The organism is Pseudoflavonifractor phocaeensis, assembly GCF_021531375.1.
GTDB lineage: Bacteria > Bacillota > Clostridia > Oscillospirales > Oscillospiraceae > Lawsonibacter > Lawsonibacter phocaeensis_B.
Genome location: NZ_JADYTU010000008.1, coordinates 55,321 through 71,582, shown reverse-complemented (window position 1 = coordinate 71,582; position 16,262 = coordinate 55,321). Strand labels below are relative to the sequence as shown.

General features: G+C 60.8%; 12 protein-coding genes. 5 read left to right on the top strand and 7 right to left on the bottom strand.

From position 1 onward, the window contains the following. On the top strand, positions 1–436 hold a 436-nt coding region (locus I6E39_RS04850; RefSeq protein WP_235380484.1), incomplete at its 5' end, for a stage V sporulation T C-terminal domain-containing protein. Between the two features lie 54 nt (positions 437–490). On the opposite strand, the gene I6E39_RS04845 is transcribed toward I6E39_RS04850, so the two are convergent. The 4 genes from I6E39_RS04845 to I6E39_RS04830 all read right to left on the bottom strand — a co-directional run bounded on the left by I6E39_RS04845 (position 491) and on the right by I6E39_RS04830 (position 5,835). Next, positions 491–1,021, bottom strand: coding sequence for an AlbA family DNA-binding domain-containing protein (locus I6E39_RS04845; RefSeq protein WP_235380483.1), 531 nt, complete (start codon positions 1,019–1,021; stop codon positions 491–493). A gap of 65 nt (positions 1,022–1,086) precedes the next feature. After that, positions 1,087–2,031 carry a dipeptidase gene (locus tag I6E39_RS04840; RefSeq protein ID WP_235380482.1) on the bottom strand — a complete coding sequence of 315 codons (945 nt, stop codon included), beginning with the start codon at positions 2,029–2,031 and terminating at the stop codon, positions 1,087–1,089. A gap of 276 nt (positions 2,032–2,307) precedes the next feature. After that, the gene (locus I6E39_RS04835; protein WP_235380481.1) at positions 2,308–4,461 is read right to left on the bottom strand and encodes a Tex family protein; all 2,154 of its coding nucleotides are present in this window, start codon (positions 4,459–4,461) and stop codon (positions 2,308–2,310) included. A gap of 144 nt (positions 4,462–4,605) precedes the next feature. After that, entirely contained in the window at positions 4,606–5,835 is a 1,230-nt protein-coding gene (locus I6E39_RS04830) for a M20 metallopeptidase family protein (RefSeq protein ID WP_235380480.1), read from the bottom strand. 471 nt (positions 5,836–6,306) lie between these two features. Here I6E39_RS04830 and glmS point away from each other — a divergent pair, with 471 nt between their 5' ends. Beyond that, the gene (gene glmS / locus I6E39_RS04825) at positions 6,307–8,142 is read left to right on the top strand and encodes a glutamine--fructose-6-phosphate transaminase (isomerizing) (protein ID WP_235380479.1); all 1,836 of its coding nucleotides are present in this window, start codon (positions 6,307–6,309) and stop codon (positions 8,140–8,142) included. A 304-nt stretch (positions 8,143–8,446) separates the two neighbouring features. Here glmS and I6E39_RS04820 read toward each other — a convergent pair whose 3' ends face one another. Then, complete coding sequence (locus I6E39_RS04820) at positions 8,447–9,376, bottom strand: DMT family transporter (RefSeq protein ID WP_235380478.1); 930 nt, start codon at positions 9,374–9,376, stop codon at positions 8,447–8,449. Positions 9,377–9,926: 550 nt separating this feature from the next. Here I6E39_RS04820 and I6E39_RS04815 point away from each other — a divergent pair. Beyond that, entirely contained in the window at positions 9,927–10,442 is a 516-nt protein-coding gene (locus I6E39_RS04815) for a hypothetical protein (RefSeq protein ID WP_235380477.1), read from the top strand. A gap of 97 nt (positions 10,443–10,539) precedes the next feature. On the opposite strand, the gene I6E39_RS04810 is transcribed toward I6E39_RS04815, so the two are convergent. Both I6E39_RS04810 and I6E39_RS04805 read right to left on the bottom strand, forming a co-directional pair. Further along, a complete protein-coding gene (locus tag I6E39_RS04810) occupies positions 10,540–10,920 on the bottom strand; it encodes a DUF4363 family protein (RefSeq protein ID WP_235380476.1) in 381 nt (126 codons plus the stop codon). A gap of 12 nt (positions 10,921–10,932) precedes the next feature. Then, a complete protein-coding gene (locus tag I6E39_RS04805) occupies positions 10,933–11,613 on the bottom strand; it encodes a DUF421 domain-containing protein (protein ID WP_235380475.1) in 681 nt (226 codons plus the stop codon). A gap of 241 nt (positions 11,614–11,854) precedes the next feature. On the opposite strand from I6E39_RS04805, the gene I6E39_RS04800 reads away from it, so the two are divergent. After that, on the top strand, positions 11,855–12,937 hold the full coding sequence (locus I6E39_RS04800; RefSeq protein WP_235380474.1) for a carbamoyl phosphate synthase small subunit: 1,083 nt from the start codon (positions 11,855–11,857) through the stop codon (positions 12,935–12,937). Further along, a complete protein-coding gene (carB, locus tag I6E39_RS04795) occupies positions 12,937–16,146 on the top strand; it encodes a carbamoyl-phosphate synthase large subunit (RefSeq protein ID WP_235380473.1) in 3,210 nt (1,069 codons plus the stop codon). Before I6E39_RS04800 ends, carB begins: the two co-directional genes overlap by 1 nt. Positions 16,147–16,262 lie beyond the last annotated feature (116 nt).

The window sequence follows — 16,262 nt, the reverse complement described above, 5'->3', positions numbered from 1 at the left end:
CTACACGGACAAGGACGGCGGAGTGATTTTTAAGAAGTATTCCCTGATGGGCGGACTGGTGGATTTTGCAGGACAGCTGTGCGAGACGCTCAACCGCACCACCGGGCAGATCACAGTAATTACTGACCGGGGCAGCTGCATCGCGGCGGCTGGCGCACCCCGCCGTGAGCTGATGGACAAGGCGATCTCACAGCAGCTGGAGCGGCTGATGGAGGGGCGTCAGATCTACCAGCACAAGGAAGGGGAGGAGGCCGTTCCCCTATGCGCTGGAGAGACGCGCTTTTCCCTGGCCACCGCTGCTCCCATCCTGTCGGAGGGAGACGTGCTGGGCTGTGTCATCTTTGCGGGGGAAGGGGAGAAGCTGAAGAACGGGGAAGTGGAGTATAAACTGGCCCAGTCCATCGCCAGTTTTCTGGGCCGCCACATGGAAAGTTAAAATAGGACCTGGACATTGTCCAGGTCCTATCTGCTTGCTCCAAAACCATGTATCTCAATCTGATTTGTCTGTGGAGCCTGAAGATGCAGTGGGCTCGGGGGCCAGACCGGACAGGGGAGCGGGATCGTCCCGGTCCCGGAGCATGGCCTCAACCTCCCAGCGGGGGCAGCGGCAGTCGCCCTCGCCCCGGCGGTAGTAGGTGCCGGTATAAGGGTCAGCTCCCACATAGACCGGACACTGCCGGAAGTTGGCTCTCGGAACGAAAATCGCCACCACCGGATTGCCGCCGCTGTTCAAAATCTGAACGTCCTCGTCCTGGAGAATGTTGGCGCTGACCACCGCCGGGTCCCGGACCATGGACCAAAATTCGTCCACCAACTCCTGAGGGCCGAAGAGGGGGACGGAATACAGAGATTTATCCTCCGCCTCGGCCACGCCCAGGAGGATAACGCCGCCCAAAGTGTTGGCGAAGGAGGAATAGGTCTCCCAGAGGCTGTGGGGCAGACCGCCCTGGGCCCGCTTGGCCTCAACGCGGTTGTCCTCGCGGTACTCCTCAAGAAAGTCCAGATGCTCCAAGGCGGACATGGCCGATCCCTCCTGTCTGTTTGTACTCCCAGTATACCGCGAAAACGGGCGGGTTTCAACAACGGTCAGCCAAGATTCGTCCGGAAGAAGGCCAGAGCGTTGGCGAAGAAGATCTGGTCGCACAGAGCGGGCGGGTACCCGCGGTCCAGGAAGCATGCGTACAGCCCTGCCGCCTTTTCCGGGCAGTCCAGCCAGAGGGGCAGTTTGGCCCCATCAAAGTCGGAGCCCAAAGCAAGGCAGTCCTGGGCGCCCAATTCCAGAAAATGGTCCACATGGGCAAACAGGTCCTCTACAGTAGGGCGGCTGTCTTCCCGGAGAAAGTCCACATAGTAGTTCAGACCAATGAGGCAGCGGCGGGTCGCCAGTTCCCGGATCTGGTCGTCGGTCAGATTCCGCCTGTGTCCGCACACTGACCGTGCGTTGGAGTGGGAGGCCACGAAGGGCTTGCGGGCTATCTCCAGCAGATCGTAAAAGCCCCGGTCATTGAGGTGGGACACATCCACCAGAATCCCAAGCTCCTCCATGCGGGGGATGAGAGCCTTCCCAAAGGCGGTAAGGCCGTGGTCGGAGACGTTTCCGGAGCCAATCTCGTTTTCGCCGTTCCAGGTGAGAGTCATCATTCGGACCCCATCACGAGCCAGGACCTCCACCCGGTCCAGGTCCCCGGCCAGGGCGGCGCCGTTTTCCACCGTCAGGAGGGCTGCAGCTTTCCCGCAGGCCCAAGCGTTTTCGATATCGGCGGCGGTACGGCAGGGGGCGACCCGGGGGGCGAAACACTCCATCTGCCGGACAAAGCTCTCCTGGTGGGAGCGGTAGTAGGCGTAGGCCTCCTCCGGAGACAGGCCGTCGGGAACAAAGATGGCAAAGCATTGGCACCAATGCACCTGCCGGGGGAGGTTGGACAGAGACAGGGCGGCGCAGGGGTCGTCCAGGGTGTTTCGTCCCTGGGCCGGGGCGCCGCAGGCGGTGAGGGTGTCACAGTGGAGGTCGATCAGCGCGTGAGGGTACATAAGTTAGGCTCCTTTCCGGCAGGAACTGGGTATCCTGTAATTTTATGCGCAAAGGAAGTGATAAATTTTAGTTTATGGATGTATTATGGGGCGTCGGGGACGCCGCCCCATACGCACGGTTCACAATATGGCTTCGTAGGGGGCGGCCTCTGGACGCCCCGCCCGTAGGGCGGCCCCTTGGGGCCGCCGCCAAAATACGGCGGGGGCAAGCCCCCGCCCTACCAAGCCCTCACCCTACATGAAACGATAAACTAAAATTTATCTGCAATACTCCCTTTATCCGGGCTTTTTCATGGTCAGACTGATCCGCTTTTTCTTCTCGTCTACCTCCATTACCCAGACGGTAACTACGTCCCCCACCCGAAGCAGCTCGGAGGGGTGTTTGACCCGCCGGGGCAGCTTGGAGATGTGGACCAGTCCGTCCTGGTGGACGCCGATGTCCACGAACACGCCGAAGTCGATGACATTGCGGACGGTGCCCTGGAGCTCCATGCCGGGCTTCAGGTCCTTGGCCTCCATGACGTCGGTGCGGAGAATGGGCGCCGGCAGCTCGTCCCGGGGGTCCCGGCCCGGCTTCATCAGCTCTTTCACGATGTCGGCCAGGGTGGGAGCGCCGGCGCCGCATTGTTCGGCTAGAACCTCCAGACCGATAGCCTCCGCCCGGCTTTTCAGCTCGCCTATGGCCCCCACCTTCACGTCGGCCAGGGTGTAGCCGCAGGCGGCCAGCAGCTTTTCCGCCGCACCGTAGCTCTCCGGGTGGACGCCGGTGTTGTCCAGAACGGACTTGCTCTCGGGGACCCGGATAAAGCCGGCGCACTGCTCAAAGGCTTTGGGGCCCAGCTTGGGCACTTTCAGCAGCTGCTTCCGGGTAGTGAAAATGCCGTTTTCCTCCCGGTACTTCACCAGATTCTTGGCCGTCGCGGCGGTCAAGCCGGACACCCGCTGGAGCAGGGAGGGAGAGGCGGTGTTGGCGTCCACGCCCACGGCGTTGACGCAGTCCTCCACCACCCCGTCCAACGTCTCGCCCAGCCGGGCTTGGGGCATGTCGTGCTGATACTGGCCCACGCCGATGGCCTTGGGGTCGATCTTGACCAGCTCGGCCAGGGGGTCCTGGAGCCGTCGGGCAATGGAGACGGCGCTTCTCAGATTCACGTCGAACTGGGGAAACTCCTCGGCGGCCAGCTTGGAGGCGGAGTACACCGAGGCCCCCGCCTCGCTGACAATCATATAGGAGACGCCGCCGCCTACCTTGCGGATCAGCTCCACCGTCATCTGTTCCGTTTCCCGGCTGGCGGTGCCGTTTCCGATGGCGATGTGCTCCACGCCGTGCTTTTTGATGAGGGCGGCCAGCTTGGCGATGCACTCCTGTTTCTGCCGCTCCCCGTGGGTGGGATAGACTACCGTAGTGTCCAACACTTTGCCGGTGCCGTCTACCACTGCCACTTTACATCCCATGCGGTATCCGGGGTCCAGGCCCATGGTCACCTTGCCCTTGACGGGAGGCTGCATGAGCAGGGGCTTCAGGTTCAGCGCGAACATGTGGATGGCACCCTCGTTGGCCTGGTCGGTGAGGTGGTTCCGGATCTCACGCTCCATGGAGGGCTGAATGAGACGGTCGTAAGCGTCGTCGGCGGCGGCGCGGACAAAGGCCATGGCTGCCGCTCCGGGGACCACAGCCCGCCGGACGGCGACGTGGGCGGTCTCCGGGTCCAGCTCCACGCTGACTTTTAAGATCTCCTCCCGCTCTCCGCGGTTGATGGCCAGCACCTGATGGCCCTGGAGACGGGCCACCGGGCACTTGAAGTCGTAGTACAGCCGGTACACCGTGTCCTCCGGCTCCTTGGCCGCCGCCCGGGATACCAGAACGGCCCGGCGGAGGTACAGCGCCCGCAGCTCCTTTCGGATGTCGGCGTCATCGGAGATCTCCTCGGCGATGATGTCGCTGGCTCCCTGGAGAGCGTCCTCGATGGTCTCCACCCCCTGCTCGGAGTCCAGAAAACCGGCGGCCGCCTCCTCGGGGATGACGGCGGGACCGCCGTGGGCAAAGAGCAGCTCTGCCAGAGGGGTCAGTCCCTTTTCCCTGGCGATGGTGGCGCGAGTGCGGCGCTTTTGTTTGTAAGGACGGTAAAGGTCTTCTACTTCAGCCAGAGTGGCGGCGCTGTCAATGGCGGAGGTCAGCTCTTCAGTCAGCTTGCCCTGGTTCTCAATGGAGTTTTTTACCTCGTTCTTGCGCTGCTCCAGGCTGCGGAGGTACTGCAGGCGGTCGGCCAGCTGGCGCAGAAGCTGGTCGTCCATGGAGCCGTGGAGCTCCTTCCGGTATCGGGCGATAAAGGGGATGGTGGCCCCCTCGTCGATGAGATTCACTACGTTCTGCACCTGTTCCTCGGTGCGGCCCAGTTCCCGGGCCAGGGTTTGGATCATGGGGTCCATGGTTCTCGATCTCCTTGGTCAATAAAAGTCTTCCTTAGTTTAACGGAAGCGGAGCAAAAAGTCCAGCGAAAGAGACGAAGCAGGGCGGACGCATCACGCCGGATGCGCCCGCCCTGTGTGTCTTGTCCATCTCCAAAGGAAGGATTACGCCTTGTGGTCCTCCAGCCAACGCAGCGCCGTGTATGCGTACACCGCGCTGCCGCCGGGCAGGACGCTTTCGTCAAACTTCACCATGGGGTGGTGCTGGGGATACCCGTAGCCCTGCTCCGGCTGACCGCTGGCCAGAGCCAGCATGATGGAGGGGACCTGCTGGCTGACATAGGCGAAATCCTCGGAGCCGGCGCTCTTGGAGGATTTTCCGCCGCCGCCCATGGCGTTGAGCTCGGCGACGGAGAAGGCCTTCCCGGGCCCCAGCAGTTCCTTCACATAGGTTTCGCAGCAGCGGGACAGGTCCTTGTCGTTGACCAGGGTGGGACAGCCGCTTCCAAAGGTCACGGAGGCCTCTGCCCGGAAGGCTTTGGCAGTGCCTTCGGCGATCTCGGTCATCCGATTTTTAATCAGCGCCCGGGTCTCCTCGTCGAAGGTGCGGAGGCTGCCGCCCATGACCACGGTGTCGGGGATCACGTTGGCGGCGGTGCCGGCCTGCATGGTGCCGATGGTCAGCACGGCCCGGTCGTCCATGGCAAGCTCTCTGGCGTGGATCTCCTGCAGGGCAATCAGAATGTGGGCGGCGGCCGTCAGCGGGTCGATCCCGGTATTGGGCATGGAGCCGTGGCAGCCCTTGCCCTGTACCTTGATCTCAAAATAGTCCGCCGCTGGGGCGCTGACGCCGGGGGCGGAAACAATGACCGTTCCCGCCGGGAAGGGCATCCCCGCCATCACATGGATCATCAGCGCCGCGTCTACCTTCGGGTCCTCCAGCAGCCCGGCGCCGATCATGTTCCGGGAGCCCTCAAAGATCTCCTCGGCGGGCTGGAACATCAGCTTTACGGTCCCCTGGATCTCGTCCTCGTGGTCCTTGAGCAGCCTGGCCGCCCCCAGCAGCATGGAGGTGTGCATATCGTGGCCGCAGGCGTGCATGTTTCCGTTTTGGGAGGCAAAGGGCACGTCGGCCTCCTCCCGGATGGGCAGAGCGTCCATGTCCGCCCGCAGGAGGAATACCTTGCCCGGTTTTTTGCCCCCCACCAGGGCGACGACGCCGGCCCGGCCGCAGTCGACGGGGTGGAGCCCCATATCTGTCAGCTCGCGCTTTACGAAGGCGAGGGTCTCCGTCAAATCGAATCCGGTCTCGGCGTGCTGGTGCAGCTGCCGCCGCTGGTCAGAAATATGGTGGCGGATGGCTTCCGCCTCCCGGAGTATTGTTTCAGACGTCATGTTCATAACCTCCCGGCACCAGAAAAATAGGTCCTTATCCTATGAAGATAGTATAACACGATTTGGCCTGTTCTGCCATAGTGAGAAGCGGTAAATGGACAGTCGGGTTTTGAAACGCAGAATTTCCACTTTACTCTGAGGGCGCAATCCCGTATAATGCATTGCGGGGAAAGCCGAGGGCTTTTCTCAAAGGGATCGCAGAAGGAAAGGAGGACATTGGGTTCGGCCCAACACAAGCGCCAGCGCCCGGAAGCCGGCAGCCAGCCGGCCTTTGGGACGACGAGGAGAGGGGAGTATCGAAGGATTCGGCGGATGCCCCTCCGCATCGCTCCGGATGCGCGCGCAGTCAGAAAATATGCGGGTGACCGCAAAACAAAGGGACTGTGACCGGGGAACGAGGCAAATGGCTGCGAGTTTGTCCTCTTGACTGACAATGGACTATGGAATGAAAATCAGGAGGAACAATTTAATATGTGTGGAATCGTTGGCTATATTGGAAAGGAACAGGCGGCTCCCATCCTGCTGGACGGTCTGGCCCGCCTGGAGTACCGCGGATATGACTCCGCCGGCGTGGCTGTCTATTCAGAGAGAGCGGAGTCCCTGTCCGTACACAAGGCCAAGGGCAGGCTCCAGGTGCTGTCCGACATGCTCCAGGGGGGCGCGGCGCTGGACGGCACCGTGGGCATCGGCCATACCCGCTGGGCCACGCACGGAGCGCCCAGCGACGTCAACTCCCACCCCCAGGTGAGCCGCAGCGGCAAGATCGCGGTGGTCCATAACGGCATCATCGAGAACTATGCCGAGCTGAAGGCGTTCCTGATGGATAAGGGGGTCCCCTTTACCTCGGACACGGATACCGAGGTGGTGGCCCAGCTCATTGACTACTTTTATGAGGGGGATATTCTGCAGGCCGTGGTGAGGGTGCTCCACAGGATCCAGGGGGCCTATGCCCTGGGCATCATCTGTGCCGATGCCCCGGACCAGCTGATAGCCGTGCGGAAAGACAGCCCTCTGATTCTGGGCTACGGGGAAGGATGCAGCTTCCTGGCCAGTGACGTCACCGCCATCATCAAGCACACCCGGGACGTGGGCTACATGGAGGATGGCGAGGTGGCGGTCCTGACCCGGGACGGCATCCAGTGCTACAACCATCTGATGCAGCCCATCCAGAAGGAGATCTCCCATGTGGACTGGGAGATCGACGCGGCGGAGAAGGGCGGCTATGAGCACTTCATGTTCAAGGAGATCATGGAGCAGCCGGAGGCCATGCGCCGGGCCATCTTCCCACGTATCAAGGACGGAGAGGTCTATTTTGAGGACTTCGGTCTGACCAAGGAGTATATCAGAGCCATCCGCAAGATCTATATCGTGGCCTGCGGCTCCAGCTACCATGTGGGCATGGTGGGCAAATACAACCTCGAGCGGCTGACCCGCAAGCCGGTGGAGGTGGCGCTGGCCTCCGAGTTCCGGTACATGGACCCCATTGTGGATGAAAACACGCTGGTGGTTGTCATCAGCCAGTCGGGAGAGACGCTGGACACCATGGCCGCCCTGCGGGAAGCCAAACGGCTGGGAGCCAAGGTGCTGTCCATCGTCAACGTGGTGGGCAGCTCCATTGCCCGGGAGTCCGACGTGGTGCTGTACACCTGGGCGGGACCGGAGATCGCCGTTGCCACCACCAAGGCCTACTCCACCCAGATGGCGGTCATCGACCTGCTGGCCCTGTACTTCGCCCGGGTGCTGGGCACCATCGGGGAGGAGGAGTACCGGGCCGTGCTGGAGGAGATGCTCCGCCTGCCCGGGAAGATAGAGGCCGTGCTGGCCGACCGGGATGACATCCAGTATTTCGCCTCTCAGTATTTCAACCACAACAGCGTGTTCTTTATCGGCCGGAATGTGGATTACGCCCTGGGGCTGGAGGGCTCCCTGAAGCTGAAGGAGATCTCCTATATCCACTCCGAGGCTTACGCCTCCGGCGAGCTGAAGCACGGCACCATCAGCCTCATTGAGGACGGCACGCTGGTGGTGGCGCTGGGGACCTACAGCAAGCTGTTTGAGAAGGCCATGAGCAACGTGGTAGAGGTGAAATCCCGGGGGGCCGACGTGCTGGCCCTGACCACCGAGCGCCATAAGGCGGAGATGGCCAAAACCGCCAACGCGGTCATGACCATCCCGGATACCCATGACCTGTTGCTCCCCTCTTTGGGCGTGGTGCCCCTCCAGCTCTTCGCCTACTATGTGGCCCTGATGCGGGGCTGTGATATTGACAAGCCCAGAAATCTGGCCAAAAGCGTCACAGTGGAGTGAGGCCTTTCCCGGGGCCACATATCCGCGCCTTTTGGCGCGTAAATTCGGAGCGGAGCGAAGAATTTCCGGAGGGCCAATTCATTTGGCCCGAGGGTTTCAAAGAAAGGGGTCCCCAAGGACCGAAAGGTCCTTGGGGCCGCCCTGATGCGGGGCTGTGATATTGACAAACCCAGAAACCTGGCCAAGAGCGTGACAGTGGAATAAAAAAGCAGGAACAGGACCTGATGCGTAATTTTCGCGTCAGGTCCTGTTCCGGTCATTTTTTCACGATTATGACAGGTATACAGGAGAGAGCCTGTCTTTTTTAAATGTTGCCGCCCCGCTCCTGCCTACTGTGGAAGTGCGGAGACCGGGCATGGGAATGGGAAGAGCGGTCTCCGGAAAGCTGGATGACCACGCCGGAGAGGATGAAGAACAGTCCCGCGTAGGAAGACCATGTGATAGGCTCATGGAGCAGAACATAGATGTAGATCAGGGAGACGAAGGGGGTCAGGTAGGCCAGATTGGACAGCTTTGCCGTGTCGCCGATGTCCATGGCCAGCGCCCAGGTGGTGTATGCCAGCCCGTTGGTGAGAACGCCCAGCCAGAGAATGCCGCCCCACTGGGGAACGGTAAGGACGGGAATGGGTTCACGGATCAGAAGAAACAGCAGGCCGGCGGCCATGGTGGCCATGTAGTAGATCAGCATGGCGACAAATTTGTCGCAGGTAACCTTGATGTTCAGCACGGAAAAGATGGCATAGCTGCAAGCGGCGGCGACGCAGGCGAGTACGCCGACCAGGTCGGTCTGTCCCAGACCGGAAAAATCACCCTCGGAGGCCACAATGGCCACCCCAAGAAAGGAGACCAGCAGGGCGATCGCCTTCCGATTGGTCATTTTTTGTCCCAGCAGCGGCCAGGAGAACAGCACGATCAGGATGGGCCAGAGGTAGTTGATAATGTATGCCTGCTGGGCCTTCAGACGGGCCAAACCGCAGTAGAGGAAGAAAGAGACGCAGAACATGCCCACCAGTCCGAGAAGACTCAGCTTCAGCCATTCCTTCGGGGAAATGGAGCGCAGGAGCTTCAGACGGCCGGTAAACAGATTGACCAAGAACAGAAACACCGTGGCCGTCAAACCGTTATAGAAGACCAGGGCCATGGAGGAAAGGGAATCCATCATCAGGGAACTGACCGCGGCGGTAGATCCCCAGAACAGGATGGATAGCCCTGCAAACAGATATTCCTTTTTCATCGCGCGAACCGCCCCCTGTGATATGGGTGTCGAAATTGGACCGTAACGGTTATACCGTTGAACGCTCCGGAAGTCAAGCACTATTTTCGGTCCTTGGATGGAAAGCGCGCCGGACGGCATTTACAGAAGAAAAAGAACCCGGACAGCGCAGCGCGGGACTGGGCACAGAAAAAATTTTTATAAAATTTTTCTGCGCCGCAAACAGCGGAAGACAGAGGGGGAGGGGAACAGACGGAAATTATACGTCAGAGGCGTTTTTTTTCGGTTGACCGTGTTCCACACCGGAAAAAGGCAGGGGTTGAGGGGCTAAAACGTCAATTCCACAAAACAGACGGGCGCCGTCCCCTGCGACATTGGACAAATTGACAGACGGAAATTTGACGACTGCATTTTACAATAAAGACACAAAAGCGAAAGACCTGTTGTAAGCGCGGCGCCGCGTCGCGGAAACCGACGATAGGAATGCTGAAAACAGGAGGACAATATCAATTGTCCAGGCTAAAAAATATAAATGTTCAGTAAAACTGATACAGAAAGGCAGGCTCTTATTATGAAACAGGAAGAAATCAAACGGCAGGCGCAGAAGATGGTCAGTTCCCTCCAACTCAAGAAGTCGGACGGCGGGGCAGACCGCGAGATGGAAGAGGCTGTCTGCAAAATCATTGAGTCGATCCTTCCTAAATTGGAGGAAGGGCAGGGACGGGAGGATTTCCTGAAGAACGTGGATAAGATGACCGAGTGGGTTGGGAAGATGCCCCAGTCCCTCCGCCCGGGCAAGCGCTGGAGCCGGGAAGAGTTTACCGCCGTTCTGGCCGGCCCTGCGGACCAGGACGACACCAAGTTTGGGGACTACATGGACGCTTTCTATGAGAAGTATGTAGACGAGAGCGAGGACGAGGTCCACGATTTCTATGAGAAGCTGTTCCAGAATGAGCAGCAGATCGACGAGGTGGACTGGGTCTCCGTCTGGGCCTCCATCCGCCAGTCCTACGAGCATTGGCGCGAGACCGGAGAAGAGGACGAGTGGCTCAGAGGCGAGCGTGAGGAGAAGCCCGTGGAGGCCTGATGGCTCAGCGGGATCGAAATATGGATCAAATGCGGAGCGGAACGCCGTTGCTACAGACGGCGGGCCGCTCCGCTTTTTGCGCTGTCATGAATAAGAGCTACAGAACATTCGTAAAGCTGGACTGCTCCATCTCGGCCAGCAGCTCCAGCTGGGTCATCAAATCGGCGTTGGCGGCGGCGTACTGGTCCATCTCCTGGAGGTCCAGATATTGCATCACAGAGCGGAACGTCCTTAAAATTTGGTCGGTGTCCGAATGGCGCATGACGGTATGAAGATAAAAGTGGCGCCCCTGCCAGTCCTCATAGACCGCCCGGGTGATTTTTGCCGCCCGGTCCCATTCCTCTTCCCGGGCCAGAGACTGAGCCTGCTCCAGCCGCCGGTTGAAGCCCTCGGTCATGGACTGGGCGTACCAGGCGTTGGTCAGACTGCCGGCCAGCATCACCCCCAGCAGGGCGGCGGCGATCCAAAGTCGCTTCATGAATGCTCCTCCTCAACCGTCCTTGTTCTTACGGGCCAGATAGATGGCGCCGTTCTGGTCCACCAGCAGGAGGAACACGCTTTCCGGACCGGTACACCCCCGCTCCCGCAGCCGCTTATCCAGCCAGCGGCGGTCCTTTCCCAGGACAGTCAGGTTGTGCTCCAGCAGGTGTCCGTCGCTTACCACAACCAGGGGCAGCCCCCCTTCCTCCACTGAAACCTTCAGCTGCCGGGCGGTGGGGGGCTTTTGGTTGGCGTAGGGGAGGACGGACAACTGACCGTTGGTCTCCAGAATCGCGTATTTCACCACCGAGGGATCGGTGTAGCCCTTGCACCGCAGCTCCTCCAACAGCTCGTCCACCGTCAGCCGGTTCCGGGCCATCTCATGCTGGTCCACCAGGCCGTCCCGGATGATGATGCTGGGCCGGCCGCAGAGGAGCGTCCGAAACCGGACGCTTTTTGTAGTCAGCACCGACAGGATCATGGTGATGGACAGCAGGGTCAGAATGGGGATGATGCCGGTGAGCAGGGGGATGCCGAAGTCCTGCATGGGCACCGAGGCCAGATCGGCGATGATGAGGGAGAGCACCAGCTCCGAGGGCTCCAGCTCGCCCACCTGCCGCTTGCCCATCAGCCGGATGCCGCTGATGATGAGCAGGTATAAAATGACGGTTCGGATCAGTCCGGTAAACATGTGGTCACCTCAGGTCAAATGGTGGGGCGCGGCCCGCGGGGACGAAAGGCCGTTTCCATGCAGTCTTTCCCAAACGCCCCGGGTCTATCCCACGAACTGCCCAAATATTTCAGAGAAAAATATGTGGAAAAAGGGGATTCGACATCTTGCAAAACAGGCGGATTTTCGATACAATATCTTGAAACGGTTTGCACGTGAAAACAGGCAACTGAGAACTGGAACGGAAGGCGTGTGAAGATTGATGAAAGCGACCTTGATCCTGGCCAACGGAAGCATTTTTTCCGGCACCAGCATCGGCGGTACCTCTGACCGGATCTGTGAGATGGTGTTCAACACCTCCATGACCGGTTATCAGGAAATTTTGACTGACCCCTCCTATGCGGGACAGGGCGTCGTCATGTCCTATCCGCTGATCGGCAACTACGGCGTGAACAGCGAGGACAACGAGTCCGACCGCCCCTGGGTGGAGGCTTTTGTGGTCCGTCACCTGTCCCCCCGCGGCAGCAATTTCCGCTGTGAGGACACTCTGAACAATTTCTTGAAGAAGCATGATATCACCGGCATCGAGGGTGTGGACACCCGCGCGCTGACAAAAATACTCCGCAGTCAGGGGAGCATGAACGGCATGCTCACCTGTGCGGAGCATTTTAATGTAGCCGAGGTGCTGGAGAAACTGAAGGCCTATCAGGTGAAAGACACCGTGGCCATGGTCACCCGGAAGGAGCCCCAGGTCTTTGAGGCCTGCGGCGAGGAGAAGCATCATGTGGCCATGATGGACTTCGGCGTGAAGCAGCACATGATCGAGTGCCTGCGCCGCCGTGGCTGCAAGGTCACCGTGCTCCCCGCCTTCACCCCCGCCGAGACCATCCTGGCCGGCGGCTTTGACGGCGTGATGCTGTCCAACGGCCCCGGCGACCCCGCCGAGAACGTGTCCATCATCGCCGAGCTGAAGAAGCTGTATGAGAGCACCATCCCCATGTTCGGCGTCTGCCTGGGCCACCAGCTGCTGGCTCTGGCCACCGGCGCCAAGACCGGCCGTCTGGCCTACGGGCACCGGGGCGGCAACCACCCCGTCCGTGATCTGGAGATGAACCGGGTGTATATCACCAGCCAGAACCACGGCTATATGGTGCTGTCCGACTCTGTGGACCCGGCGGTGGCCGAGGTCAGCCACGTCAATGTCAACGACGGCACCTGTGAAGGCCTGCGCTACAAGCGGCCCAACTGCTTTACCACGCAGTTCCACCCCGAGGCCAACGCTGGCCCCAAGGATACCGAGTACCTGTTCAATCGCTTTGTCGCGTCTATGGGAGGTGACCAGTAATGCCTAAGAATCCTGATATCAAGAAGGTCCTGGTGCTGGGCTCCGGCCCCATCGTCATTGGCCAGGCCGCCGAGTTTGACTACGCCGGCACCCAGGCCTGCCGCGCCCTGAAGGAAGAGGGCCTGGAGGTTGTGCTGGTCAACTCCAACCCCGCCACCATCATGACCGATAAGGACATCGCCGACCACGTCTATATCGAGCCTCTGAACATCCCCTCCATCACTCAGGTCATCGAGATGGAGCGGCCCGATTCCATCCTGCCCACTCTGGGCGGCCAGACCGGCCTGAACATGGCCATGGCCCTGTATGAGAACGGCACCCTGGAGAAATACGGCGTCAAGCTGCTGGGCACCAGCCCCGAGTCCATCCGCAAGGCGGAGGACCGCCAGGGCTTCAAGGACTGCATGGAGTCCATCGGCCAGCCCTGCGTCACCTCCCTGGTGGTGGAGAGCGTGACCGACGCGGTCACCTTCGCCGAGGAGATCGGCTACCCCGTCATCGTCCGTCCCGCCTACACCCTGGGCGGCACCGGCGGCGGCATCGCCTATGACCGGGCCTCTCTGGAGGAGATCGCCGACCGGGGCATCAACCTGTCCCGCGTGGGCCAGGTCCTGATCGAGCGGTGCATCGCCGGCTGGAAGGAGATCGAGTTCGAGGTCATGCGCGACTCCGCCGGCAATGTCATCACCGTCTGCTCCATGGAGAACATCGACCCCGTGGGCGTCCACACCGGCGACTCCATCGTGGTGGCCCCCACCCAGACCCTGGCCAATAAGGAGTTCCAGATGCTCCGCTCCGCCGCGCTGGAGATCATCTCCGCGCTGGAGATCGAGGGCGGCTGCAACTGCCAGTTCGCTCTGAACCCCGACTCCTACGAGTATGCGGTCATCGAGGTCAACCCCCGTGTGTCCCGTTCCTCCGCCCTGGCCTCCAAGGCCACCGGCTATCCCATCGCCAAGGTGGCCGCCAAGGTGGCCCTGGGCTACACCCTGGACGAGATCCCCAACGCGGTGACCGGAAAGACCACCGCCTGCTTTGAACCCACCATCGACTACTGCGTGCTGAAGATCCCCCGTCTGCCCTTCGACAAGTTCACCACCGCCAGCCGCACTCTGGGCACCCAGATGAAGGCCACCGGCGAGGTCATGGCCATCGCCAACTCCTTCGAGGGCGCGCTGATGAAGGCCATCCGCTCCCTGGAGCTGAACGTCCGGGCGCTGAAGCTGGACAAGCTGGAGAACCTGTACACCGACGAGATCGAGGACCTGCTGGTCAACGTCACCGACGAGCGGCTGTTCGTGGTGGCCGAGGCGCTGCGGCGTGGCTTCTCTCCCCAGAAGATCAACCTCATCACCAAGATGGACATCTGGTTCCTGGACGGCTTCAAGCGGATCATCGATATGGAGGAGGAGCTGAAGCGCTGCAAGGGCGAGCCCGACGCCGACGTTCTGAAGCGGGCCAAGGAGATGTGCTTCGCCGACAGCTATATCGGCACCCTCTGCGGCATGAAGCAGGCCGAGGTCAAGGCCCTGCGCGAGCGGTACGGCATCATCCCCTCCTTCAAGATGGTGGATACCTGCGCCGCCGAATTTGACGCTGAGACGCCCTATTACTACTCTTCTTACGACGGAGAGAACGAGGCTGTGGATTCCGGCTCCGGCAAGAAGAAGGTTCTGGTGCTGGGCTCCGGCCCCATCCGCATCGGCCAGGGCATCGAGTTTGACTACTGCTCCGTCCACTCCGTCTGGGCCTTCCGCCGCCTGGGCTATGAGACCATCATCGTCAACAACAACCCCGAGACCGTGTCCACCGACTTCGACGTGGCCGACAAGCTGTACTTCGAGCCTCTGACCGCCGAGGACGTCCAGAACATCGTGGAGCAGGAGAAGCCCTGGGGCGCCGTGGTCCAGTTCGGTGGCCAGACCGCCATCAAGCTGGCCAAGGCCCTCACTGACATGGGCGTCCAGATCCTGGGCACCTCCTCTGACGGCGTGGACGCCGCCGAGGACCGGGAGCGTTTCGACGAGATCCTGGAGAAATGCCATATCCCCCGCGCCAAGGGCCGCACCATCTATACCACCGAGGAGGCTCTGGCCGCCGCTCATGAGCTGGGCTACCCCGTGCTGGTCCGTCCTTCCTACGTCCTGGGCGGCCAGGGCATGGAGATCGCCTACTCTGACCGGAACATCGAGGAGTTCATGCGCATCATCAACATGACCGTTCAGGAGCATCCCGTCCTGGTGGACAAGTACCTCATGGGCCGGGAACTGGAAGTGGACGGCGTATTTGACGGCGAGGACATCCTCATCCCCGGCATTATGGAGCATGTGGAGCGGGCCGGCGTCCACTCCGGCGACTCCATCGCCGTCTACCCGCCCCTCCACCTGGAGGAGAAGCACCGGGAGCTGATCCTGCAGCACACCAAGAACATGGCCAAGCACCTGGGGGTCATCGGCCTGATCAACGCCCAGTATATCCTCTATGACGACGACATCTACGTCATCGAGGTCAACCCCCGTTCCTCCCGCACCATCCCCTATATCTCCAAGGTCACCGGCGTGCCCATTATTGACCTGGCCACCAAGGTCATGCTGGGTCAGAAGCTGAAGGACCTGGAGTACGGCACCGGCATCTATAAAGAGGCCAACTACTTCGCCGTCAAGGCCCCCGTCTTCTCCTTCGAGAAGCTGACCGATGTGGATACCGGTCTTGGCCCCGAGATGAAGTCCACCGGCGAGGTGCTGGGTCTGGCCGAGACCTTCCCCCAGGCTCTGCTGAAGGCCTTTAAGGGCTCCAACATGCGGGCTCCCAAGCGGGGCGGCCGCATCATCCTCACCGTCAAGGACGAGGATAAGCGGGAGATCGTCTCTATTGCCCGGGGCTTTGAGGAGATGGGCATCGAGCTGTTCGCCACCTCCGGCACCTGCGACGTGCTCACCGAGGCGGGCATCGAGTGCAAGCGGGTCAACCGCGTGTCCCAGGCCCACCCCAACATTCTGGATATGATCGCCTCCGGCACTGTGGACCTCATCATCAACACTCCCACCAAGGGACGCAAGCAAGATACCGACGGCTTCAAGATCCGCCGCTCCGCCGTGGAGCATGGCGTGGGCTGCGTCACCGCCATCGACACCGCCCGGGCCCTGCTCACCGTCCGCCAGCAGAGCCGCTCCGAGGAACTGGAGCCCATCGACATTACCAAGATTTAAAGCCGCCCTCCGGTCATTCGGATCAATCAAATCTCCCTGCCCTTTCCTCTTGGGAAGGGCAGGGAGAACATAGAACGTCACACTCTGACGGAATTGACGCTATCAACAAAAAACCC